Origin of the sequence: Sphingomonas plantiphila (genome assembly GCF_046000505.1) — a bacterium.
In the GTDB taxonomy this organism is placed as follows: Bacteria; Pseudomonadota; Alphaproteobacteria; order Sphingomonadales; family Sphingomonadaceae; genus Sphingomonas; species Sphingomonas plantiphila.
The window spans coordinates 747,556-771,317 of sequence record NZ_JBELQC010000001.1 but is presented as its reverse complement, the minus strand read 5'-3'; the positions used below and the strand labels follow the sequence as shown (position 1 = coordinate 771,317).

The following is a 23,762-nucleotide window of genomic DNA, read 5'->3' as shown; positions in this document are numbered from 1 at the left end:
GGCGACGCACGGGCAAACCCCCTAGAGCCGCTTTGATGACCATCACCATGCTGAAGCCCGACAATCCGGTCGTTGCCTGGTGGCGCGCGCGCGTGATCGCATCGGTCGATCATGTGGAAGTGGTCGAGAAGGTCCGCGACGAGGCGGGGTTCACCGGTCGCTATGCGTTCATGACGCTGATGTCGGCGGGCATCGCGGTGCTCGGGCTGTTGCTGTCCTCGCCCGCGGTGGTGATCGGCGCGATGCTGATCTCGCCGCTGATGGGCCCGATCATCGGCCTGGGCTTCGGCCTCGCGACCTTCGACTGGGACGAGATTCGCAGCGCGTGCGTTTCGCTCGCGCTCGGCGTCGTGATCGCCGTGCTGTTCACCGCGCTGATCGTGCTCGTCTCGCCGATCCAGAATGTGACGCCCGAGATCGCCGCGCGCACCCGCCCCAACCTGTTCGATCTGCTCGTGGCGTTCTTCTCCGCGCTGGCCGGCGCCTATGCGATGATCCGCGGGCGCGCGGGCACGGTGGTGGGCGTCGCTATCGCCACCGCGCTGATGCCGCCAATCGCGGTGGTCGGCTTCGGTCTCGCCACGTGGAACTGGACGGTATTTGCGGGTTCGCTACTATTGTTCGGCACCAACCTGATCACCATCGCCGTCGCAGCCGCGATCGTCGCGCGGCTCTACGGCTTCGGCTCGCACCTCTCGCCCCAGCATACGATGCTTCAAACGATCGTCGTCACCGCGACGCTCATCGCGTGCGCCATTCCGCTCGGCCTCGTGCTGGTCCAGCTCGGCTGGGAAGCGAATGCCTCGCGCCAGATCCGCGAGGTGATCAGCGCCGAGTTCGAAGGCGCCGCCCGCCTCAGCCAGATCGATATCGATTACCAGAGCGATCCCGTGCGCGTCAGCGCGACCGTGCTGACGCCCGACATTCGCGCCGATGCCGATCGCCGCGCCGCCGCGACGCTCAAGCAACTCGTTGGCCGCACCATCGCGATCGAGCTCGAACAGATCCGCGTCGGCACCGGTGCGCAGGCGGAGGCGGCGCAGGTCGCCGCCGCGCAGGCTTCCAGCGTGAGCGCGGCAAACCGGGTCGCGGCGCGCGTGCAGGAGCAGCTCGCGCTGATCGCCGGCGTCGATGCCGACGCGGTGCTGATCGATCGCGACAATCGTCGCGCGGTGGTGAACGCAGTGGCGCTCCCCGGCGCCAACCTCGCCGCCTATCGCGCGCTCGAAGCTCGCGTCGCAGCGAGCGTGCAGGGCTGGACCGTCACGCTGGTCCCGCCCGTCGCCGCCCTGCCTGACGTGGCGGTTGAAGAGGACAAGCCGGACCCCGAGGCCCTCGCCACCGCGATCTGGGCGGCGCAGCGGATCAAGCTGCCGATCGGCGTCTCGGGCGGCGATGCCGAACCGATCGTCGCCGCGCTGACCGATGCGGGCATCCCCGCGCGCAGCGTGAGCACCAGCGGCGCCGGCCCGGCGCGCCTGCGCTGGGTCGCCCCGGAAGTCGCCGCGCCCTAACGGTCCTGCGCCGTCGGCCTATGCCGCCTTTGCCAGCGCCTCGGCGATCAGCTTGCGGCTGTTCTCGACGCCATACAGCGCGATGAAGCTGCCCATGCGCGGCCCCTGCGAGCTGCCCAGAAGCGTCTCGTACAGCGCCTTGAACCAGTCTCGCAGCGCCTCCTTGCCGAACCGCGCCTTGCCGATCTCATAGACGATGTTCTGCAGATCCTCCGCCGACGCATCCGCGCCCGCTCCGGCAAGCAGCCGGTCGAGATCCTGGAGCGCCAACACCTCGTCCCCCTCGGGCGCGCGCCGCACCGGCTTTTCCGCGACGTCGCGCACAAACCGGATCGCATAGTCGATCAGTCCGTCCAGCTCGGGCCACGCGGCTGCATTTGCGCCGGGCAGGTAGTTGGCGAGATACCCCCAGACCTGTTCCTTGGTCGCCTCGCCCATCACGCCGACCAGGTTAAGCAGCAGCCCGAACGTCACCGGCAGCGCCCCCTCGGGCGGCGGGCCGTTATGGATATGGTGCACCGGGTTGCCGAGCCTTTGCTCGACCGGCTGGTCGGCATAGGCGGCGCGGAACTGCCAGTAATCGTCCACCGCGCGCGGGATCAGCCCCAGATGCAGCGCCTTGGCCTTTTTCGGCTCGCGATAGATGTAGAAGGCGAGGCTCTCGTCCGGCCCATAGCTCAGCCACTGCTCGATCGACAGGCCATTGCCCTTGGTCTTCGAAATCTTCTCGCCCTTGGCGTCGAGGAACAGCTCGTAGTTGAATCCCTCGGGCGGCCGACCGCCCAGAACGCGCGCGATCTTGCCCGATTGCGTCACCGAATCGATCAGGTCCTTGCCCGCCATCTCGTAATCGACGCCAAGTGCAACCCAGCGCATCGCCCAGTCGGCCTTCCACTGCAGCTTGGCCTTGCCACCGAAGATGCTCTGCTCGATCCGCTCGCCGTCACTGTCGGTGAACGCGATCATGCCGGTTTCGGGATCGAGCACCTCGATCGGCACCTGAAGGACGATCCCCGTCTTCGGGCTGATCGGCAGCACCGGCGAATAGGTCGCCTGCCGCTCCGCGCGCAGCGTCGGGAGCATCACATCCATGATGCCCTGATAGTTGCGCAGGACTTGGGCCAGCGCATCATCGAACTTCCCCGACCCATAATAGTCGGTGGACGACGCGAACTCATAGTCGAACCCGAACCGGTCGAGGAAGTCGCGCAGCATCGCGTTGTTGTGATGCGCAAAGCTCTCGAACTTCTCGAACGGGTCGGGCACCTTGGTCAGCGGGTGGCCGATATAGTGCGCCAGCATGTCGCCGTTCGGTACATTGTCCGGCACCTTGCGCAGCCCGTCCATATCGTCGCTGAACGCGATCAGCCGCGTCGGCTGGTCGGACAGCGTCTCGAATGCGCGCCGCACCATCGTCGTGCGCAGCACTTCGTTGAACGTGCCGATATGCGGCAGCCCCGACGGACCATAGCCGGTCTCGAACAGCACCGGCGCGCCGCCAGGCTTCCCCTCCGGATAGCGCTTGAGCAGCTTGCGCGCCTCTTCATAGGGCCAGGCCTTGGAGGCGAGCGCGGCGTCGCGGAGAATGCTGTCGGTCATACGATGTCAGTCTTGCTGGAGGGAAAGCCTGCGGGTGCGCGATGGCGAGCCGATTTGCAACCTAGCAAAATCCTCCCGCGCAAGGGGAGGATCGATGTTCGCATTCCGCTGGCTTTTCTCCACCGCTCTTGATAATCGCTCGCAACATGAGTGACTCGCTGACCCGCGCGGCGCGCAATATCCCTGCGACCGTCGCCTCGATCGACTGGCATGCGCTGGCCCCCGCCGAAGTGCGACGGCTGCGTGAATTCGGCCTGGACGAGGGCGTCGAGGTCGAGCTGGTCAAGCCGGCGGGCTGGTTCGGCGGCCCGGCGGCGGTGCGGATCGGGCGCATGACGGTCGCGCTGCGCCGCCATGTCGTCGATGCGATCCGGCTTGCGCCCAATCCGGCGGCGACGCCGGCAGAATGAACGCCACCCCGCTCGTCGCGCTCGTCGGCAACCCCAATGCCGGCAAGACCGCGCTGTTCAACGCGCTCACAGGCGCGCGGCAAAAGGTCGGCAACTATCCCGGCGTCACGGTCGAGCGCCATGCCGGCCGCCTCGCGCTCGAGGACGGGCGCCCGGTCGAGCTGGTCGACCTGCCCGGCACCTACAGCCTCGATCCGTCGAGCCCCGACGAACAGGTGACGCGCGACGTCGTGCTCGGCAAACAGGCGGGGGAGCGGCTGCCCGACGCGCTGATCGTCGTCGCCGACGCCTCCAACCTAGAAAACCATCTGCGCTTCGTGCTGCAATTGCGTCAGCTCGACCGCCCGATGGTTGTCGCGCTCAACATGATCGACATGGCGACGCGCGACGGGCTCAGCATCGACGCCGACCTGCTTTCCGCCGAACTCGGCGTCCCGGTCGTCACCACCGTCGCCGTGCGCAGGCGCGGCCTCGACGCACTGCGCGCGGCGCTCGATGGTGTGCTTCGGGCAAGCCGCCCCGCCGCCCCCGCGACCCCCGACGCGGACATTACGCACTTTCAGCGCGACGCCCGCCGCATCGCCGCGCTCGCCATCACCGATCAGCCGCGCGGCCGCGCCTTCACCCGCGCCGTCGACAATGTCGTGCTCCATCCGGTCGCGGGCTGGCTCATCCTGTTCGCGCTGTTCTTCGTCATGTTCCAGGCGGTGTACAGCTGGTCGGAAGGCCCGATCGGCTGGATCGAGGGGACGCAGGAATGGCTCGGCGCGCATGCGCAGGAAAGCCTGCCCAGCGGCTTCATCGGCGATCTGGTGGTTCAGGGGATCATCGCCGGCGTCGGATCGGTGGTGGTGTTCCTGCCGCAGATCCTGATCCTGTTCTTCTTCATCCTGTTGCTCGAAGCGACCGGCTATATGGTCCGCGCCGCCTTTCTGATGGATCGCCTGATGTCGCTGGTCGGGCTGTCGGGCCGCGCCTTCATCCCGCTGCTGTCGTCCTTCGCCTGCGCGATTCCCGGCATCATGGCCGCGCGCTCGATCGACGATCCCAAGGAGCGGCTGACCACCATCCTGATCGCCCCGTTGATGACCTGCTCGGCGCGCCTGCCGGTCTATATGCTGATCATCGGCGCATTCATCCCCGCGCGCGATGTTGCGCCGGGTATCGGGCTGCAAGGGCTGGTGCTGTTCGGCCTCTATGTCTTCGGCATCGTCGGCGCGATCCTCGCTGCCTTCGTGCTGCGCCTGACCGCGACGCGCGGCAAGAGCGGCGGCTTCATGATGGAGATGCCGCGCTACCAGCTTCCCTCGATCCGCGATTTGCTGATCGGGCTTTGGCAAAGAGCATATGTCTTCCTGCGCCGCGCCGGCACGATCATCCTCGGCGTCACCGTCGCGCTGTGGCTGCTCGCCTCCTATCCGGTCGCGCCGGAGGGCGTGAAGCAGAGCGAATATTCGGTCGCCGGCCGCATCGCATCGGGCCTCGAAGTCGTGCTCCATCCGATCGGCTTCAACCACGAAATGAGCCTCGCGGTGATCCCCGCCATGGCCGCGCGCGAAGTCGCCGTGTCTGCGCTCCAGACCGTCTATGCGATCGACGCCCCGGACGAGGAAGCCGGCGCTGCGGCACTCGGCGACCGCCTCGCCGACAGCTGGCCCCTCCCGACCGCGCTAGCTTTCCTCGCCTGGTTCGTCTTCGCCCCGCAATGCCTGTCGACCATCGCCGTGGCGCGGCGCGAGACCAATGGCTGGAAATGGCCGATCGTGATGATCGTCTATCTCTTCGCCGCAGCGTACGTGGCGGCGGGGCTGACTTATTGGACGGCGAAGGGGCTGGGGCTTTAGGGACCGACCTCCCTCTCCCGTCGGGAGAGGGTTGCGCAGACTTGGGTCGCGCTTCTTCAGCGCGGCCCTAGTCGTAGCTGGGTGAGGGGATCACCCCCGTCGATAGCGCGCATCCCCTCATCCAAGCTCCGCTAGGCAGCAAGCTGCCAAGCTGCGCTATCCTTCTCCCTCTGGAGAAGGCTCCGGAGGCAGCCGAGCGGCGCCTTTTTCGGCATTGCGCCTCGGCAGAGGCGATACCCCAAATCGGACCGATGGCGCGCTATCCCGCGAGATGTTCGCTTCGCCCGATCCGCAGCGCTGCCCTGCTCAACCAGATTCGGCCCGTCCGGCCGTTCGCAGTTCCTCATTAAATTACTAATATAAAGCGATAATACCGAACATGTTTTCCACATGTTCTCATCCTGCTATACCCTGATCATGGCCAGTCCCATGCCGAATCTCACTCCCGCCGCGCGCCGTCCAGATTTTCAGAAATCCGGGCGCGCTCGGCTTCGTCGGCCGCTTTCTGCGCCTTGGTGCGCCCGAATTTGGCGCGGTTCTCCACAGCCTTTGCGCTGGCCTGCGCCTTCGCGCGTGCCTTGCGTGCCTTGTTCAGGTTAAGGATATCGGCCATTTGTCTCTCGATATCGAATTAGCAGCGGAGTTTCCATGGCGGGCAGCGTCAACAAGGTCATCCTGGTCGGCAATCTCGGGCGCGATCCCGAAAGCCGGTCCTTTTCCAACGGCGGCAAGGTGGTCGAACTGCGCGTCGCCACTTCCGAAAGCTGGAAGGACCGCAATTCGGGCGAGCGCAAGGAGCGCACCGAATGGCACACGGTCAAGCTCTTCTCCGAAGGCCTCGCCAATGTCGCCGAACGCTATCTGCGCAAGGGGTCGAAGGTCTATCTCGAGGGCCAGCTCCAGACCCGCAAATGGCAGGACCAGCAGGGGCAGGACCGCTATTCGACCGAGATCGTGCTGCAGGGCTTCGACGCCAAGCTGGTGATGCTCGATGGTCCCGGCGGCGGTCAGGGCGGCGGCGGCGGTGGCAGCCGTGGCGGTGACGAATGGGGCGGCGGCGACGAATTCGCCGGCCAGTCGAGCAACCGCGGCGGCGGCTATGGCGGCGGAAGCGGCGGTGGGGGCGGCTTCGGCGGCGGTAATCGCGGCGGTGGCAGCAGCTCGGGCGGCGGCTTCCCCGACGATCTCGACGACGACGTGCCGTTCTGAGCCAGCGCTGCTCTCCTGCGAAAGCAGGAGCCCAGGATCAACACGCATGAGCCCGTGCGACTCTGGGCCCCTGCTTGCGCAGGGGAACACGCAAATCAGGTCAGGCCGGGCGCCCGGCAGTGCCGGTCGATAAACGCCTCATGCGTCGGCATTGCCCTGGCGACCTCGGCATTGGTCTCGGCGATATCGTTCATGAACGCGATCACGTCCTCCTCGGGGAACATGTCGACCATCGGGTCATAGGTCATCTCCATCCCCTGACCCAGCAGCACCTGGACCCAGCTTTCCTCGCGGAACAGCTCGGCCTTGCCATGGACGAAGAAGCGGCCCGAGGCGCGGAACAGCTCCAGCCGCTCGGCCAGGCTGTCGGGCACGTCCATCGTGCGGACATGGTCCCAGAACGGCGTGCCCGCACGTTCGGTCACCTTGTAGTGCGCGATGATGAAGTCGCGGACGTCGTCGAATTCGAAATGATGCTGACGATTATATTCGGCGATGTCCGCGGCGTTGAACCCGCCACTCGGGAACAGCGCGACAAGCCGCAGGATTGCCGTCTGGATGAGGTGGATGCTGGTCGATTCGAGCGGCTCGAGGAACCCGCTGGCCAGGCCGATCCCGACGACGTTCTTATCCCACGCCTTGTGCCGCTTGCCCGGCCGGAAGCTGACCGGGCGCGGATCGGCGAGCGGGCGGCCGTCGAGATTGTCGATCAGCGTTCGCGCGGCGGTATCGTCGTCGATCAGCGCGCTGGCATAGACATGGCCGTTGCCGGTGCGGTGCTGAAGCGGGATGCGCCATTGCCAGCCCGCGTCATGCGCGGTCGAGCGGGTATAGGGGGTCAGCGGCGCAACCCGCTCGCTGGGCACCGCGAGCGCGCGGTCGCACAATAGCCAGCGGCTCCAGTCCTCATAGCCGACGCCCAGCGTCGTCCCGAGCAATAACGCACGCATCCCCGAACAGTCGACGAACAGGCCGCCCGCCACCGTCCGTCCGTCCGCCAGCACGACATGGTCGACAAAGCCGTCCTCGGGCCGCTGCTTGACCGCGACGATGCGGCCCTCGATCCGGGTGACGCCCTGCGCTTCCGCCCGGCTGCGCAGGAAGCGGGCATAGAGCGAAGCGTCGAAATGATAGGCATAGTCGATATGCCCGATCGGCGACCCGGGATTGCGCGGATCGGGGAAGCAGAATTTGTTCTGGCGCGCGGCAAGGCAGTTGAGCGCATAATCGTCGAAATGTCGCGCCTTCCCCATCTGGCGCAGCTTGAGCCACAGCTGGTGCGGGTGCAGCCACATCAGGTCGGTGCCGATCTTGCCGAAGCCGTGAATGTAGCTCGCCCCCGGCGCGCGCCAGTCGACGAATTCGATGCCCAGCTTGAACGTCGCCTGGGTCGCGCGGATCATCTCGGTCAGGTCGATGCCCGCCAGCCGGTTGTAATCCTTGATGCCCGGGATCGTCGCCTCGCCCACGCCGATCGTGCCGATCTCCTCGGATTCGACGAGCGTGATGGAATGGCCGCGAAAGAAGAGCTTGGACAGCAGGGCGGCGGTCATCCAGCCTGCGGTACCGCCGCCGACGATCACGATATTGAACGGCATTCCTGTCCCTCGATCGCGCGGGTTTCCCCGCTTATCTGCTGGTAGCGCCAGACCCGCACCGGCGCCACCGCATGCAAATGTTTACGCGCATTATCCTTACTCGATAATTCTTTGGAATGATCGATCTGGGTATCTCCTGCAGTCGGGGTTTGGGGCCGGTGCCGGAGTAGCGAGCACTTCTTGTACCGGAAACGTCCTGCTCGCGGGGAGGATGCCCGTGAACGATACGGAGACGATCGACCATCATTCGCCCGCCTTTGAAGACCGACGGGCGGACGAGCGGTTTACCACATTGTTTCAGGTGGCCCGTGTGCTGACCGAGCAGGGCGACCAGCACCTTTGTCTGATCCGCAATATCGGATCCGGCGGCATGATGCTGGAAGCGTATGTCGCGCTCGAGCCGGGCACGCATGTGCGGATCGAGCCAAAGGTTTGCGATCCCCTGTCCGGTGTCGTCCGCTGGTCCGAAGACCGGCTGGTCGGGATTGCGTTCGATGCGCCGATCGACGTCGAGACCTATCTGCGCGTGCACTGCGTGCGGTCGCCCGATCACCTGCCGCGCGCACCGCGTATCTCGATCGTCAGCCGCTGTCGCGTGCGAATCGGGTCGATCTGGCACCTCGTTCCGCTGATCGATCTGTCGCAGGGCGGCGCGAAGATCGAAACCGATTTGCCCGTCGAGATCGGCGAAGCGGTCGAAATCGATATCGAGGGCCTGGGCACCGAGCACGCCCATGTCCGCTGGGTGCACGGCGAGCGCGTCGGAATGACCTTTGCCCGGCAGTTGCGCATTGCCGAAGTGGCGCAATGGATCGCGGCGAACCGGCCTTGTATCCGAACGGAGCAGGCGGCGTGACGGGGCGTGCGGGCCCCGCCGCCCCGTTTCGGATCTGGACGCCGCGCCGGCCAGGGGCGGCACCTGGCGACTGTCATCTCGCGCGTGCCTATGAGGAGCGCGTCCGCGCCCGACTGGCGACAACGCCGGCGGCACGCGCGGCTCACGCGCAGCTCGCTGAGCTGCACCGGTCTGCGTCGAAGGGGCGTGGCAGTGTGCCGCCGTCCAGCGCCCATCGGCAAGCGATGTCGGGACACGCGCTGCCGCATGGCAAGCGGTCGATCGCACTGATCGCGTGCGATCGCGACAGCTCGACCTTGCGCGCTGCACTGCCGGAACGTTGAACCTACGCGGACCGGGCGTGGGGAGGCGGAGTCGGCGACCGTCCGGTTGCTTCACATCTACCCGGCAGGGACTGCGCAGGGCCATATTTTCGGATTGCCGGACGGATCGTCCGGCGAAGTCTGGTGCGGCCAAGAAGACTCGAACTTCCACGGGCTTTCGCCCACAACGACCTCAACGTTGCGCGTCTACCAATTCCGCCATGGCCGCACGGATATCGCACGCCGGATCGACCGGCGGCTGGTAAGGCAGCGGCCCCTAGCAAAGCGATGCGGGGCGCGCAACCTCCCTTTCAACTCTTCCGAACCGCGGCTAAAGGAGCGCGCCCATGCCGCTTCCCGCCGATACCCGCGCCGAGATGCGCCGCATCCTCGCGCTGGCCTGGCCGGTCGTGCTCACCAGCCTCAACTGGACGATCCTGCACGTCACCGACGTGATCGTCGTCGGACTGGTCAGCACGCATGAGGTCGCCGCGCTCGGGGCGAGCCGCACGCTGACCTTCATCGGCATCGTCGTCGCACTGGGCTGGCTCACCGGCGTGCTGGTGTTCGCGTCGCGCGCCGATGGGGCGAGGGATCTTCCGGCGACCGGCGCGGTGCTGCGTCAGGGGCTGGTGCTCGGCACGATCCTCGGCCTGGTGAGTGGTGGCGTGCTCTACGCCTTCGCGCTGCCGATGCTGCGCGGCGTCGGCGTCGATGCAGGCATCGCAGCCGACGCCGCACGCGTGGTCCAGGTGATGGCGATCGCCTATCCGTTTCAGCTGGTGATCGTTGCGGCGAGCTTCTTCCTCGAAGGGGTCAGCCGACCGCGCCGGGTGATGGCGGTCAATCTGTCGATCCTGCCGCTCAATGCCGCCCTCGCCTGGATATTGGCGACCGGCCAATTCGGTCTGCCTGCGATGGGCGCGGTCGGCGCTGCGAGCGCGACGGTGGCCGCAACGGTGATCGGGGCGATCGCCATGGTTGCCGCCGCACTCACCCTGCCGCGTGCGCGCGAGCGGGGCGTGCGCGATTGGAGCGACTTCGGGTCGCGCGCGATGTGGCAGGGGGCGGGGCGGCTGCTCGCCTTCGGCATCGTTCCGGCGATCGCATCGGGGCTGGAGCTTGCAGGCTTTTCGATCCTGATCGCGCTGTCGACCCAATTGGGCGAACAGGTGACCCACGCCTTCCAGATCGTGTTCTCGGTCCATAATGTGACCTTTGCCTTCGCGCTCGGCCTCGGCTCGGCAGCCGGGGTGCGCGCGGGCAATGCGGTGGGCGAAGGCATCCCGGCCGAGGCGGGGCCGCGCACGGCGATCGCGGCAGGGCTGGCGGCGGCAGTGCTGGGTGCGCTGGCCTTGCCGCTGATCCTCTTCCCCGCCTGGGTGGTGTCGGGCTTTCCCGCGACGGCCGAGGTGGGCGTGCTGGCGGCGGCAATGCTTGCCTTCTGGGCGCCGTTCATCCTGTTCGACGGCGTCCAGGTGGTGTTCGTCTATGCGCTGCGTTCGCTCGGCGATCAGGTGGTCGCGGGCCTCAACGGCATCGCCGCCTTCTTCCTGCTCACCGGCGCGATCGGACTATGGACGGTTCATCACGGCTGGGGCCCGATGGGGCTGGTCTGGGCCTCGGGCAGCGGCATGATCGCCGCGGCAGTCCTCAACGGGAGCCGCTTGTGGTGGATCAGCCGCCGGCTTCGCCTGAAAAGCTGAACTGGATCGTCTTGCCGGTCTGCGGCACGTCGAGCTTGCCGCTGTTGAATTCGAGGCTGCCGCCCGGGGGCAGCGCGCGGGGGTCCGGCGTGATCGTCCAGCTATAGACGATCGTGTTGTTGGCGTCGCGCAGTTCGGCGAGGATGTTGGGAACGCGCTGGCGCTCCTTGGTCGGGTTCATCACCTGTCCGCTGACCAGGAACAATTCGCCGCCGTTGAGCCGCGGCTTGCGCTCGACGGACTGGGCGGTGAAGATCAGCGGCGTCTGTGCCGCGCCGATCGGCAGGCCCAGCTGCGCTGCGATCCCCGGCGCGCCGGTCCAGACGATCGCCACCGCCCCCGCCGTCATCGACAGTCCTGCGATCACCGCCGCCGCGGTCCAGCGCTTCTCGGGATTGCGGCGCGGTTTGAACGGCGGTTCGTGTGCGAACGGATCGTAATCGCGCGATCGCTCCTCGACCACGGGCGGGACCGGCTTCGAATAGGCGTCGGCGCGAACCAGGTCGGGCGTCGCTACAGGGGCGGCGGCGTCGGGCGCGGCGGTCTGGTACCAGCTATGCTTGCAGCTCGCGCAACGCACCGTCCGGCCGTCCGCACCGATCGCGGAATCGGGGACGAGATAGCGAGTGCGGCATTCGGGACATTCAAGGATCATGGCGACACGTCTTGTTCGGCAACGACAACAGCTTGCCGATCCCGAATCTAAACACCCGTGCCGCCCGAATGGCAAGGCCCGAGTCGCACCGCTTGAGCCAGCCTTGCGGCTGTGCGATGGCTGGCGGCGGGGCAGAAGGATCAGGAGCGGCTGCGCGCCGGCACATGGCGAATATCGTTCAGTTCGAGAATGTCGGCCTGCGCTATGGCACCGGGGCCGAAACGCTGAGCGACGTCAGCTTCACGCTGAGCGCCGGCGCATTCTATTTCCTCACCGGCGCATCGGGTGCGGGCAAGACCTCGCTGCTCAAATTGCTCTACCTCGCCCAGCGGCCGACGCGTGGCGTCGTGCGCCTGTTCGGCGAGGATGCCGGAGCGTTGCCGCGCAAGCGCCTGCCCGGTTTTCGGCGTCGCATCGGCGTGGTGTTTCAGGACTTCCGCCTGCTTCCGCATCTGTCGGCCTATGACAATATCGCGCTGCCGTTGCGCGTCGCGGGCATGCCGGAGGGCGAGATCGAGGCGCCGGTGCGCGAGATGCTTGCCTGGGTCGGGCTCACCGATCGCGGCCGCGCCAAGCCGCCGACGCTGTCGGGCGGCGAGCAACAGCGGATCGCGATCGCCCGTGCGGTCATCACCCGCCCCGAAATGCTGGTCGCCGACGAGCCGACCGGCAACGTCGATCCGGACATGGCCGAACGGCTGCTGCATCTGTTCGATTCACTCAACCGGCTCGGCACCACGGTGGTGGTCGCGACGCACGACTTTCATCTGCTCAACCGCATCCCCAATGCGCGGATGATGCGGATCGAAAAGGGGCGCGTGCTCGATCCCACCGGCGCGCTGCGCTTCCCCCCTGGGGGTGGCGAGGGATGAACCTGCCCTTCACCCGGCCCCGGCCGCAACGCCGCCTGCTCGACGAGGGGCAGCGGACGCGCGCGATGATCTGGATCATGACGATCATGCTGTTCCTGACGGTACTGGCGGGCGCGCTGGGCTTCGGGATGGCAGGCGCGGGCCGCGCGCTGGAACGCCAGCTCGCCGGGCGCCTGACGGTCCAGCTGGTGGAAGCCGACGCGGCCAAGCGCGACGCCAATGCCGGCGCGATCGTGGAGCGGGTGCGCGCCATTCCGGGAGTGGCGCGAGTCGAGGAGGTCGATCGCGCACGGCTTGCCGAACTGCTGCGCCCCTGGCTGGGCGATGCCGGGCTCGATCCCGAACTGCCGATGCCCGCGATGATCGACATCGATCTGTCGAGCGGCGATCCCGCGCTGGTCGAACGGGTCAGCCAGACCGCGCGCGCGGTCTCCCCCGCCGCGCGGGTGGACCAGCATGCGCAATGGCTGTCCCCGGTCGCCTCGTTCATTGCCACGCTCACCTGGTTTGCGGGAGGCCTCGTCCTGTTGATGGCGAGCGCGACCGCCGCAGTGGTGCTGCTCGCCGCGCGCGCGGGGCTGGACACCCACCGCGACACGATCGCCGTGCTACACATGCTCGGCTCCACCGATACCCAGGTCGCCCGGCTGTTCCAGCGCCGCATCGCGCTTGATACGCTGATCGGCGGAGCGCTCGGCACCGCCGCCGCGCTTGGTGTCGCCGCCCTGCTGGGTCGTCAGAGCGCGACGCTGGGTTCGGAGCTGATGAGCGGGGTCGGGCTGGCGCAGATGGACTGGATCCTGCTCGCGGCGATGCCCGTGCTGTTCGCGCTGCTCGCAATGGCCGCCGCGCGCGTCGCGGTGCTGCGGACGCTGGGGAGGACGCTGTGATCTGGCGCATTCCTCTGCTTCTGATCCTTGCTTGGGCGCTCGGCTTCGGCTTGTTCATGCTATCGCTCGGCGCGCCGCTCGACGACGCCGTGAAGACCGATGCGATCGTCGTGCCGACCGGGGGTCCCGGGCGGATCGATCGGGGAATCGCTTTGCTTCAGGCCAAGGCGGCGAAGCGGATGCTGATCACCGGCACCGATCCGACGGTCCGCCCGATCGAGCTCGCGGTCGAGTACAAGGCGCCGCCCCGGCTGTTCCGCTGCTGCATCGATCTTGGCCATGAGGCGGTCGATACGCGCTCGAACGCCGATGAGACCGCCGCCTGGGTCGCACGGCACGGCTACAGATCGGTCCGTGTCGTGACGGCCGACTGGCATATGGCACGGGCGAAGCTGGAACTGGCCAACGCGCTGGGGCCGGAGGTCGAGATTCGCGGGGACGGGGTCCGCACGACCCCGAACTGGTCGATGCTGCTGCGCGAATATCACAAATATCTGGTGCGGCGATTCGCGCTGCTGCTGGGGATCGGCGGTGGCTGATCGCATCCGCACCCTGTTGTTCTCGATCGTCTTCTACGGTCTGTCGGTGCCGATCGTGCTCGCGGCGCCGATCGCGGCCTTGTTGGGCACGTCGGCGATCCGCCGCTATTCGATGGCGTGGGCCGGGCTGGGGCTGGCGCTGGCCCACCAGATCCTCGGCATTCGCGTGGCGGTCGAGGGGCAGCAGGCCGATGGTCCTGCACTCTACGCGGTCAAGCATCAATCGATGTTCGAGACGCTCGCCATTGCGACGATGCTCGATGCGCCGGCGATCGTGATGAAGCAGGAACTGGCGCGCATTCCGATCTGGGGCTGGGTCGCGCGACGCTATGGCGTGATCGTCATCGACCGCGCCGGCTCCGCCAAGGCGCTGCGGGCGATGATGCAGGAGGCGCGCACCGCGGTGGCCGAGGGCCGGTCGGTGGTGATCTTTCCCGAAGGCACGCGCGTCGCACCGGGCGAGACGCCGCCGCTGCGTTCGGGCTTCGCCGGGCTCTATCGCGCGATCCATCTGCCGGTCGTGCCCGTCGCGTGCGAGACGGGGCGCGTGTGGCCGCGCAATGGGCCGAAACGGCCGGGGGTCGTTACCTTTCGGTTCGGCGAAGCGATTCCCGCGCGGCTGCCGCGTGACGCGATCGAGGCCGAGGTGCATCGTGGCATCAACGCCTTCGAGCCCGGACTGCCCGGACCGGTTTAGGCCTCCGCGGCGACGCTCCGATTTCCGGCCTTGAGGCTGCGCTCGAGCAGCCCGTTCGCCTGTCCGATGAACTGCTGCGTGATTTCCTGTGCGAACGGGTTGAGGTTCTGGATCGCGAAGAACAGTTCCTCGCTATCGTCGCCGATCAGCGCGCACAGCTCCAGCAGGTGCTGGTAGCTGTCGGTCTTCAGTTCCTCGTCGGGGATGCGGATATTGACCAGCGTTCGCCCGATCAGGTGCGTCAGCGCCTGGACATAGGCCATTTCGCGGTCATGCTCCTCGGGCGTGGTGACCGAGACCTTAAGGCCAAGCTTGCGCCCGAATTCGGCGACGCGGTGATGCGCCTCGCCCCGCACGGGGCAGATCACCAGCGGTTGCGCCGCGAGCCCGCGCCGCGCGCTTTGCGGCCCGAACAACGGGTGGGTGGCGACGATATCGACGCTCGCGGGCAGCGCCTCGGTCATCCAGCGCGCGGGCAGCATCTTGACCGAGGCGACATCGATAACGAGCGCGCCGGGCCGGACATGGCTCGCGATATCGGCAAGCGTGTGTTCGAGCGCCTGGACCGGGACCGCGAGCATCACGGTGTCGCAGCCTGCCACCTCCGCAAGCGCCGCCGTGCGAACGCCGACCCGCGCGGCATCCTCGGCAATGTCGCGCGCATCGGTGACGATCACATCGAAATAATCACGCAGATGGCGCGCGGCGAGCTGTCCGAACCGGCCGAAGCCGATGATGCCGAAGCGGTTCATCCCGCGTCGCGCTGGGCGTCGGCCACCAGCTGCTGCAGCACTGCGGCAACGGCGCGCGTCTCTTCCTCGGTACCGATGGTGATGCGCAGCCCATGGGGCAGCCCCTGTCCGGGAAGCCAGCGGACGATATAGCCCGCGTCCATCAGCCCCTTGTACGCCGCCTCGCCGGTCAGCTTGCCCTCGAACAGCACCAGCACGAAATTCGCCTGGCTCGGCACCGCGCGCAGCCCGGCATTGCCGAGCTTGCCGATCTCGTCGGTGAACCAGCGGCGCCACTTGGCGTTCTCGGACTTGCAGCGCGCGACGAAATCGTCGTCGTTCAGCGCGGCGATCGCCGCCGCCGCGCCGGCGATGGTGATGCTGAAGGGCAGGCGGATGCGGTGCATCGCCGCGATGATCTCCGCGCTGGCATAGCCCCAGCCGATCCGCTCCGCGGCAAGGCCGTACATCTTGGAGAAGGTGCGCGTGACGAGCACGTTCGGCGCGGTCTTCGCCAGCTCCATCCCGCCATCGTCGATCTCACCCTCGATATATTCGGCATAGGCGTGGTCGAGCACAAGCAGGATGTCTTCGCGCAGTCCGGCATGCAGCCGCGCAATCTCCTCACGGCTGGCATAGGTGCCGGTCGGGTTGTTCGGATTGGCGACGAAGACGATGCGCGTCCTGTCGGTCACGCTTGCCAGGATCGCGTCGACGTCGGTCGCATAATCCTTGTCCGGCGCGACGACCGGAGCGGCCCCGACGCGGCGGGTCGCGATCGGATACACGGTGAACCCGTAATTGACGTAGATGATCTCGTCGCCCGGCCCCGCAAAGGCGCCGGCGGCAAGGTGCAGCACCTCGTCGGAGCCGTTGCCGTAGATGATCCGCGCCGGATCGAGCCCGTGCTTCACCGCCAGCGCTTCGCGCAGCTCGGTGCCGCTGGCGTCGGGATAGCGCTCGAGGCTGGTCGCCGCAGTCGCGAACGCCGCGCGTGCGGCGGGCGAGGTTCCCAGCGGGTTTTCGTTGGACGACAGCTTCACCGCCTTGCGCCCGTCGTCGGTCGTCGACTTGCCCGGCACATAGGGGGCGATTTCCATGATCCACGGCTTGGGGGTCGGTCCAGTCATGGCTGCCCCCTTCGCCGAACGGTTACGCAATATCAAGGTCGGCAGCGTATCGACCCGATCGAGGGAGTCGGAGAGGGCATGCGAAGCGGGGGACTATTCTGGCGGGCACTGGCGGCTGCGCGCGCTGCGAACCTCGCGGCGGCGGGGGAGGCTGCGGCGGTTCCGGCAAGCCCGGCCGCGACGCGCCGCGCGCTGCTCAAGGGACTGGCGGCCGGAGGGATCGGCGCCACGATCCCCGCCGCCGCACCTGCCCGCGCCGTCACCGGCCCCGTCGCGATCGTCGGCGGGGGGATCGCGGGCCTGACCGCGCTGCATCATCTGCGCGAGGCGGGCGTCGATGCGCGGCTTTACGAGGCGGGCGATCGGCTCGGTGGGCGCATGTTCACGCTGCGTCGAAACGGAGCGCCGACGTTCGAGATGGGGGCGCAGCTGGTCAACAGCGACCATGCCGACATCCACGCGCTGACCGCGCGATTCGGCATCCCTCTGGTGGATCGCAAGGCGGATACGCATCGGAGTATCGTGCTGGCGGAGGGGCGGCCCGTGCGTGACACCGAACTGGCCGATGCGCTGCGTCCGATCGCGGCGCAGATCGGCATTGACGCGGATCGGATCGACGCCGATCCGGCGGCCCTGGCGGCGTTCGATGCGATCTCGGTCGCCGACTATCTCGACCGCCACGCCGATCTTTTCCCGCATCCGTGGGTACGCCGGTTGCTGGAGGTGACAGGCCGGACCGAATATGGCGCCGAACCGGACGCGACGTCGGCGCTGTCGCTGTTGTTCAACCTCCCCACCGTCGACGGCACGCGTGCCGACATACTCGGCGGATCTGACGAGCGCTACGCGATCGCCGGGGGCAGCGGCGCGCTGATCGCCGCGCTTGCGGAGCGCCATGCCCGCCATATCGAAACGGGTCGATTGGTGCGGCGCGTCGATCGCACTACCGGTGGTGTCCGCCTGACCTTTGGCGATGCGCGGAAGGTTGAAGCGGAGCGGGTCATCGTCGCGGTGCCCGCCGCCGTCACGCGCCGGATCGACTTCGCGCTGCCGCTTCCTCCGGCCTGGCGCAGCTTCATCGCGGCGATGGACCTGGGCCGGAACGAAAAGATACTGGCTGCCGCTGCCGATCCGCGCTGGCGCGCGATCGTCGGTGCGGGCGGCGAATTCTGGCAGACCGGCGGTGGCTGCGCGAGCGGCTGGGACGGGACCGTGCTCGGGGAGGCGGGGCCGGCGGTGTGGACCTGGTATCTGGGCGGCGACGAAGTGGAGAGCGCGATCCCCGCGCGGGCGCTTGCGATCCGCTACGCGCACGACGCGCGGGGTGCGCTGGGCGACATGGCGGCCGCGTGCGGCGATGCGCCGGTCCGGCGCACCGCTTGGCATCGCAACCCGCTCATCGGCGGCGCCTATGGCAGCTATCCGCCGGGCCATCTGACACGCTTTGGCCGCTTGCTGTGGATCGAGGGGGCGGACGGTACCGCGACCCAGGCCGCGCCGGCCATCGGCCGCGTGGTGTTCGCGGGCGAGCACCTGTCCGATGCCTTTCCAGGCTATATGAACGGTGGCGCGCAGACCGGACGTCTGGCGGCACAGGCGGTGCTGGGAAGCACGATCACACCTCTTGCCGTTTGACGGGGCGAACCCTAGTCACGCGGGCATGTCCAGCGATCAGCGGTTCGGTCTAGCGCGTCACGTCAGTCTGTCCGGCCCGCTGCGGCTCGATGGCGGCGTGCTGCTCTCGCCGCTCGAGATCGCCTATGAAACCTATGGCGAGCTGGCGGCGGATGGCGGCAACGCGATCCTGATCTGTCATGCGCTGACCGGCGACCAGCATGTCGCGTCCAACCACCCGGTCACCGGCAAGCCGGGTTGGTGGACGCGCATGGTGGGGCCCGGCAAGCCGATCGATCCCGCCCGGCATTTCGTGATCTGCGCCAATGTGCTGGGCAGTTGCATGGGGTCATCCGGCCCGGCGACGATCAATCCCGCCACCGGCGCGCCGTGGGGCATGAGCTTTCCGGTCATTACCATCCGCGACATGGTGCGCGCGCAGGCGTTGCTGCTCGACCATCTCGGTGTCGCACGCCTGAAGGCGGTGGTCGGCGGGTCGATGGGCGGCATGCAGGCGTTGAGCTGGCCCGCGACCTTCCCCGAGCGGGTCGAGGCGGCGGTGGTGATCGCATCGACCGCGCGGCATTCGGCGCAGAATATCGCCTTCCACGAAGTCGGGCGGCAGGCGGTGATGGCCGATCCCAACTGGAATGGCGGCGCCTATTACAACGGCGAGCCGCCGGCGTCCGGCCTCGCCGTGGCTCGCATGGCCGCGCACATCACCTATCTGTCCGAAGCAGGGCTGACCGAGAAGTTCGGGCGCAAGCTGCAGGCGCGCGAAGCCAAAACCTTCGGCTTCGACGCCGATTTCCAGGTCGAATCCTATCTGCGCCACCAAGGGTTGAGCTTCGTCGACCGGTTCGACGCCAATGCCTATCTCTACATCACCCGCGCGATGGATTATTTCGATCTGGCCGAGGAGCATGGCGGCGTGCTCGCCAGTGCGTTTCGCGAGACCAAGGCGCGCTTCTGCCTGGTGAGTTTCGATACCGACTGGCTCTATCCCACCCGCGATTCACGCAGCATCGTCCATGCGCTCAACGCCGCGGGCGCGCCGGTCAGCTTCGTCGAACTGTCCTCGCCGTTCGGGCACGATGCATTCCTGCTCGAATCGCCCGAGCTCAACCGCGTCGTCGACGGATTTCTGAGGGCGGGCGAATGACCATTCGTATCTCGTTCGATCCAGCCGAACAGCAACTCGATGTCATCCACGGCTTTCTGACGACGAGCTACTGGTCGCCGGGGATCTCGCGCGAGACCGTGGCGCGCGGGCTGGCGCATTCGATCGCGGCATGCGCTTTCGACGGAGACGCGCAGATCGGCATGGCCCGGGTCGTCACCGATCGTGCAACCATGGCCTATCTCGCGGATGTGTTCGTGCTGGATGGCTATCGCGGTCGGGGCGTCGCACGGGCGATGCTCGAGGCGCTCGATGCCCATCCCGATCTCCAGGGGCTGCGCCGCTGGCTGCTCTTCACCCGTGACATGCATGCGCTCTACGCCCGGTTCGGCTGGCAGGCGAGCGCGCATCCCGAGCGGATGATGCTGCGCGAGAATCCGGACGCATATCGATGAGTCTTCGCCCCGATCTCGCGATCATCGCCGACAATGTCGCGTCGGGCAGCCGCGTGCTCGATGTCGGCTGCGGCGACGGCGCGCTGATGGCGGCGCTGCGCGACCAGCGGCAATGCGACGCGCGCGGACTCGAGATCGATCCCGCCAATGTCGCAGCGGCGGTGGGGCGGGGGCTGTCGGTGATCCAGGGCGACGCCGACACCGACCTCGCCGACTATCCCGACGCCAGCTTCGATTACGCGATTCTCAGCCAGACGCTGCAGACGACGATGCGGCCGCATGTCGTGCTCGATCATCTGCTGCGGATCGGCGAGCGTGCCGTCGTATCCTTTCCCAATTTCGCGCACTGGCGCGTGCGCGTGTCATTGCTGTGGGGCGGGCGGATGCCAGTGACGCGGCTGTTGCCGGTGCCGTGGTACGCGACGCCCAACATCCACCATGTCACGATCGACGATTTCCGCGCTTTCGTGCGGGAACGCGGCATCACCGTGGAGCAGGCGTGGTTCCTGTCAGGCGATCAACTGACCAGTTCGGCCGCAGCGAATTTTCGTGCCGAGCATGCGGTGTTCCTGCTGCGCCGATAGAGCCGTGACGCGGGCGGTTTCGCGCGTTACGACCTGCGCTCAGATATAGTCAGGGAGCATCATCATATGCGTCAGTCGGTCGCCGGCGTCCTCGCCGCGCTGTTCGTCATGGGTCACGCTCACGCGCAGGACAAGCCCGCCGAAAAGCCCAAATGGGACGTCAACGCCCCGCAGGGCGCGACGCTGAAACAGGCGCGGATCGACACCGACGAAGGCACCTGGATGGATGTCGATGTCAGCCCGGACGGGCGGACCATCGCCTTCAGCCTGCTCGGCGACATCTACACCATGCCGATCGCCGGGGGCACGCCGACGCGCATTTCGGAAGGGCTGGCGTGGGAGGTGCATCCGCGCTTCTCGCCCGACGGACGCCGCATCGCCTTCACCTCCGATCGTGCGGGCGGCGACAATATCTGGATCATGAACGCCGATGGCAGCGACAAGCGCCAGCTGACCAAGGAAAGCTTCCGCCTGCTCAACCAGCCGAGCTGGTCGCCCGACGGGCAGTATATCGTCGCCAAGAAGCATTTCACCACCGGCCGCTCGCTCGGCACCGGCGAGGTGTGGCTGTACCATGTCTCGGGCGGTGCGGGGGTCCAGCTGGTCAAGCGGGTCAGCGAACGTCACCAGAAGGAACTGGGCGAGCCGATCTACAGCGCCGACGGCAAGGCCGTGTATTTCACACGCAACATCACCCCCGGCCCGATCTTCGAATATGCGCAGGATTCGAACAGCAACCTGTTCAACATCGAACGCTATGACCTCGAAACCGGAGAGACGACGACCGCGGTCGCGGGGCTGGGCGGTTCGGTACGTCCCACGCCATCTCCCGACGGGAAGAAGATCGCCTTTGTCCGGCGCGAGGCGGGCAAGTCGAAGCTGTGGGTCAAGGACCTGACCAGCGGGGTCGAGCGGATCATCTACGACGCGCTCGACCAGGACGTGCAGGAAACCTGGGCGGTCACCGGCGTCTATCCCAATATGGACTGGACGCCCGACGGCAAGTCGATCGTGTTCTGGGCGGGCGGCAAGATTCGGCGCGTCGATGGCGACGGGTCGAACGCGGCGATCATCCCGTTCCGCGTTACGGATACCCGCGCGGTGGCCGATGCGCCGCACCCGCAGATCGCGGTCGCGCCGGACAGCTTCACCACGAAGATGCCGCGCTTCGCCGCCGTTTCGCCCGACGGCAGCCGGGTGGTGTTCGAGAGCCTCGGCAAATTATGGATCAAGCCGGTTACGGGCGGTAGCGCGAAGCGGCTGACCGGGCTTGCCGACGATGCGGGCGTCGAGCTGTTCCCGGCCTGGTCGCGTGACGGGCGCGCGATCGCGTTCGTGCAGTGGAACGACGAAACGCTGGGCAAGTTGCGCATCGTCTCGGCCAGCGGCGGCGCGGCGCGCGACGTGATTGCTCAGCCCGGGCATTATGCGCGCCCGCAATTCTCACCCGACGGCAAGACCATCGTGTTCGAAAAGGGAGACGGCGGTGGCCTGACCGATCCGGCCTGGTCGGAAAATCCCGGCGTCTATCGGGTCGCTGCGGCTGGCGGCGCACCGGTGCTGGTCGCGCGGGACCTGGCGCGGCCGCAATTCGGCGCTGACAATGATCGCATCTTCATGCTGGAGGGCGGCGAGAAGCTGCAGCTGGTCAGCACCGACCTGACCGGCGACAGCAAGCGCGTGCACGCTTTGGGCGAGTTGGCGAATGAATTCGTCGTCGCGCCCGACGGCAAGAGCGTCGCATTCCGGCAGAACTATCAGGTCTTCGCCATGCCCTTGATGCCGGGCGGGCAGCAGGTCGCGGTCGCGCCCAAGGCAGACGCCCTGCCCGTCGTTCAGGTCAGCGGCGACGGCGGCGACTATATCACCTGGTCGGGGGACGGTGCGCGGCTGCACTGGAGCCTGGGTCCGACGCTATACACCGCCGACCGCAGCGCTTTCTTTGCATCCGCCCCGGGAGGGACGGCGGCGACGGTGACCCCGCGCACGACATCGCTGGCGATGGAGGTCAAGGCGGCCAAGCCGAGTGGCACGATCGCACTCACCGGCGCGCGCATCGTCACGATGGCAGGCGCCGATGGCGGGGTGATCGAGAACGGCACGATCCTGATCGAGGGCGACCGCATCGTGGCGGTGGCGCCGACTGCCGCGATCCAGCTTCCCGCCGGCACGAAGACGGTCGACGTGACGGGCAAGACGATCATCCCGGGCCTGGTCGATGCCCATGCCCATGGGCCCTATGGCACGGATGAACTTGTGCCGCAGCAGAACTGGTCGCTGATCCAGAACCTCGCGCTCGGCACCACCACGCTCCACGATCCGTCGAGCCAAGCGGCGCATGTCTTCGTCGCATCGGAGATGCAGCAGGCCGGAAAGATCCTCGCCCCGCGCATCTTCTCGACCGGCGAGATCGTCTACGGCGCGAAGGCAGCCGGGGTCTATGCGCAGATCGACAGCTATGACGACGCGCTGAACCATGTCCGACGCCTGAAGGCGCAGGGCGCGCATTCGGTGAAGAACTACAACCAGCCGCGGCGCGAGCAGCGCCAGATGGTGGTCGCCGCCGCACGGGCGGAGGGGATGCAGGTGGTGGCCGAGGGCGGCTCGCTGTTCGGCATGGACATGAACCTGATCGCCGACGGCAACTCGACGCTGGAACACAATGTCCCGGTGGACGTGTTCTACAAGGACGTCGTCCAGTTCTTCGGGCAGAGCGACACCAACTACACGCCGACGCTGGTCGTCACCTATGGCGGCCTCGCCGGCGATCCCTATTGGCGTCAGGCGACCAATGTCTGGGAAAATCCGCTGATGATCCACACGCCGCCCGCACAGCTGCGTGCCGCGACGATGCGGGTGACCAAGGCGCCCGAAAGCAATTTCGTCGACGACGAGAATGCGCGTGAGGCGATCAAGGTGCGGGACGCCGGCAGGCTGGTGGCGATCGGCGCGCATGGACAGCAGGCCGGGATCGGCGCGCATTGGGAACTATGGTCGTTCGTGCGCGGCGGGATGACTCCGGTCGAGGCGCTGCGCGCGGGGACGATCGATTCGGCGAAGTCGCTGGGCTACGCCAAGGATGTCGGATCGATCGAGCCGGGCAAGCTCGCCGATCTCGTCGTGCTCGATGCCGATCCGACGGTCGACATCCGCAACAGCGACAAGATCCATCGCGTGATCCTGGGCGGACGCATCTACGATCCGCGCACGATGAACGAGGCGGAAAGCGGAAGCGCGAAGCGGCTCCCCTATTGGTGGGAATGATGGGCACGCGACCGGAGCGATGGCGCTCCGGTCGCTCGCCTACGACAAATCCCCGTTGACAACGTAGTCACAAAGGCGTTTGACAGCGCTGCGTTAGGCGATGTGAAAAGCGCTGGAAACGTTGTAACCGGTTACATTTCCGCGACGGCGCTTGCGGAGCCGGTGTTTAGGGG

At 67.2% G+C, this 23,762-nt stretch carries 21 protein-coding genes and 1 tRNA gene; 15 read left to right on the top strand and 7 right to left on the bottom strand.

All coding sequences use genetic code 11. The annotated features are described in order from the left end of the window. Positions 1 to 35 precede the first annotated feature (35 nt). Positions 36 to 1,514, top strand: coding sequence for a DUF389 domain-containing protein (locus ABS767_RS03620; RefSeq protein ID WP_408076999.1), 1,479 nt, complete (start codon positions 36 to 38; stop codon positions 1,512 to 1,514). An 18-nt stretch (positions 1,515 to 1,532) separates the two neighbouring features. Here the strand turns inward: ABS767_RS03620 and ABS767_RS03615 are convergent, their stop codons facing one another. Further along, positions 1,533 to 3,113, bottom strand: a complete 1,581-nt coding sequence (locus ABS767_RS03615) for a lysine--tRNA ligase (protein ID WP_408076998.1) — start codon at positions 3,111 to 3,113, stop codon at positions 1,533 to 1,535. 146 nt (positions 3,114 to 3,259) lie between these two features. On the opposite strand from ABS767_RS03615, the gene ABS767_RS03610 reads away from it, so the two are divergent. Both ABS767_RS03610 and feoB read left to right on the top strand, forming a co-directional pair. Beyond that, a complete protein-coding gene (locus ABS767_RS03610; protein ID WP_408076997.1) occupies positions 3,260 to 3,523 on the top strand; it encodes a FeoA family protein in 264 nt (87 codons plus the stop codon). Then, complete coding sequence (feoB, locus tag ABS767_RS03605; protein ID WP_408076996.1) at positions 3,520 to 5,367, top strand: ferrous iron transporter B; 1,848 nt, start codon at positions 3,520 to 3,522, stop codon at positions 5,365 to 5,367. The genes ABS767_RS03610 and feoB overlap by 4 nt, the downstream gene beginning before the upstream one ends. A gap of 439 nt (positions 5,368 to 5,806) precedes the next feature. On the opposite strand, the gene ABS767_RS03600 is transcribed toward feoB, so the two are convergent. Further along, positions 5,807 to 5,980 (bottom strand): DUF4169 family protein, encoded by a 174-nt coding sequence (locus ABS767_RS03600; protein ID WP_408076995.1) that lies wholly within the window; start codon positions 5,978 to 5,980, stop codon positions 5,807 to 5,809. 35 nt (positions 5,981 to 6,015) lie between these two features. On the opposite strand from ABS767_RS03600, the gene ssb reads away from it, so the two are divergent. Continuing rightward, positions 6,016 to 6,576 (top strand): single-stranded DNA-binding protein, encoded by a 561-nt coding sequence (gene ssb / locus ABS767_RS03595; protein ID WP_408076994.1) that lies wholly within the window; start codon positions 6,016 to 6,018, stop codon positions 6,574 to 6,576. A 95-nt stretch (positions 6,577 to 6,671) separates the two neighbouring features. Here ssb and ABS767_RS03590 read toward each other — a convergent pair whose 3' ends face one another. Further along, positions 6,672 to 8,174 carry a tryptophan halogenase family protein gene (locus ABS767_RS03590; protein WP_408076993.1) on the bottom strand — a complete coding sequence of 501 codons (1,503 nt, stop codon included), beginning with the start codon at positions 8,172 to 8,174 and terminating at the stop codon, positions 6,672 to 6,674. A 217-nt stretch (positions 8,175 to 8,391) separates the two neighbouring features. Between ABS767_RS03590 and ABS767_RS03585 the strand changes: the two genes are divergently transcribed. Next, positions 8,392 to 9,030, top strand: a complete 639-nt coding sequence (locus ABS767_RS03585; RefSeq protein WP_408076992.1) for a PilZ domain-containing protein — start codon at positions 8,392 to 8,394, stop codon at positions 9,028 to 9,030. A 444-nt stretch (positions 9,031 to 9,474) separates the two neighbouring features. Here the strand turns inward: ABS767_RS03585 and ABS767_RS03580 are convergent. After that, positions 9,475 to 9,561, bottom strand: a tRNA-Leu gene (locus ABS767_RS03580). A gap of 118 nt (positions 9,562 to 9,679) precedes the next feature. Between ABS767_RS03580 and ABS767_RS03575 the strand changes: the two genes are divergently transcribed. After that, complete coding sequence (locus ABS767_RS03575; RefSeq protein WP_408076991.1) at positions 9,680 to 11,038, top strand: MATE family efflux transporter; 1,359 nt, start codon at positions 9,680 to 9,682, stop codon at positions 11,036 to 11,038. On the opposite strand, the gene ABS767_RS03570 is transcribed toward ABS767_RS03575, so the two are convergent. Further along, a complete protein-coding gene (locus ABS767_RS03570) occupies positions 11,010 to 11,693 on the bottom strand; it encodes an MJ0042-type zinc finger domain-containing protein (protein ID WP_408076990.1) in 684 nt (227 codons plus the stop codon). The two genes, ABS767_RS03575 and ABS767_RS03570, sit on opposite strands and share 29 nt — an antisense overlap. 164 nt (positions 11,694 to 11,857) lie before the next feature. On the opposite strand from ABS767_RS03570, the gene ftsE reads away from it, so the two are divergent. The 4 genes from ftsE to ABS767_RS03550 are packed head-to-tail and all read left to right on the top strand — an operon-like array spanning position 11,858 to position 14,691. Next, positions 11,858 to 12,565, top strand: a complete 708-nt coding sequence (gene ftsE, locus ABS767_RS03565) for a cell division ATP-binding protein FtsE (RefSeq protein ID WP_408076989.1) — start codon at positions 11,858 to 11,860, stop codon at positions 12,563 to 12,565. After that, complete coding sequence (locus ABS767_RS03560; protein ID WP_408076988.1) at positions 12,562 to 13,455, top strand: cell division protein FtsX; 894 nt, start codon at positions 12,562 to 12,564, stop codon at positions 13,453 to 13,455. The genes ftsE and ABS767_RS03560 overlap by 4 nt, the downstream gene beginning before the upstream one ends. After that, positions 13,452 to 13,994, top strand: coding sequence for a YdcF family protein (locus tag ABS767_RS03555; protein WP_408076987.1), 543 nt, complete (start codon positions 13,452 to 13,454; stop codon positions 13,992 to 13,994). Before ABS767_RS03560 ends, ABS767_RS03555 begins: the two co-directional genes overlap by 4 nt. Continuing rightward, on the top strand, positions 13,987 to 14,691 hold the full coding sequence (locus tag ABS767_RS03550) for a lysophospholipid acyltransferase family protein (protein ID WP_408076986.1): 705 nt from the start codon (positions 13,987 to 13,989) through the stop codon (positions 14,689 to 14,691). Before ABS767_RS03555 ends, ABS767_RS03550 begins: the two co-directional genes overlap by 8 nt. On the opposite strand, the gene ABS767_RS03545 is transcribed toward ABS767_RS03550, so the two are convergent. After that, a complete protein-coding gene (locus ABS767_RS03545) occupies positions 14,688 to 15,443 on the bottom strand; it encodes a prephenate dehydrogenase/arogenate dehydrogenase family protein (protein WP_408076985.1) in 756 nt (251 codons plus the stop codon). The genes ABS767_RS03550 and ABS767_RS03545 overlap by 4 nt on opposite strands. After that, on the bottom strand, positions 15,440 to 16,552 hold the full coding sequence (gene hisC, locus ABS767_RS03540; protein WP_408076984.1) for a histidinol-phosphate transaminase: 1,113 nt from the start codon (positions 16,550 to 16,552) through the stop codon (positions 15,440 to 15,442). The genes ABS767_RS03545 and hisC overlap by 4 nt, the downstream gene beginning before the upstream one ends. Before the next feature lie 78 nt (positions 16,553 to 16,630). Here hisC and ABS767_RS03535 point away from each other — a divergent pair, with 78 nt between their 5' ends. The 5 genes from ABS767_RS03535 to ABS767_RS03515 all read left to right on the top strand — a co-directional run bounded on the left by ABS767_RS03535 (position 16,631) and on the right by ABS767_RS03515 (position 23,589). Then, positions 16,631 to 18,187 (top strand): flavin monoamine oxidase family protein, encoded by a 1,557-nt coding sequence (locus ABS767_RS03535; RefSeq protein ID WP_408076983.1) that lies wholly within the window; start codon positions 16,631 to 16,633, stop codon positions 18,185 to 18,187. 25 nt (positions 18,188 to 18,212) lie between these two features. After that, positions 18,213 to 19,328, top strand: coding sequence for a homoserine O-acetyltransferase MetX (gene metX, locus ABS767_RS03530; protein ID WP_408076982.1), 1,116 nt, complete (start codon positions 18,213 to 18,215; stop codon positions 19,326 to 19,328). Then, the gene (locus ABS767_RS03525; protein WP_408076981.1) at positions 19,325 to 19,741 is read left to right on the top strand and encodes a GNAT family N-acetyltransferase; all 417 of its coding nucleotides are present in this window, start codon (positions 19,325 to 19,327) and stop codon (positions 19,739 to 19,741) included. Before metX ends, ABS767_RS03525 begins: the two co-directional genes overlap by 4 nt. Further along, positions 19,738 to 20,325 (top strand): methionine biosynthesis protein MetW, encoded by a 588-nt coding sequence (gene metW / locus ABS767_RS03520; RefSeq protein WP_408076980.1) that lies wholly within the window; start codon positions 19,738 to 19,740, stop codon positions 20,323 to 20,325. The genes ABS767_RS03525 and metW overlap by 4 nt, the downstream gene beginning before the upstream one ends. Before the next feature lie 66 nt (positions 20,326 to 20,391). Continuing rightward, entirely contained in the window at positions 20,392 to 23,589 is a 3,198-nt protein-coding gene (locus tag ABS767_RS03515) for an amidohydrolase family protein (protein ID WP_408076979.1), read from the top strand. The last annotated feature ends 173 nt before the right edge of the window (positions 23,590 to 23,762 follow it).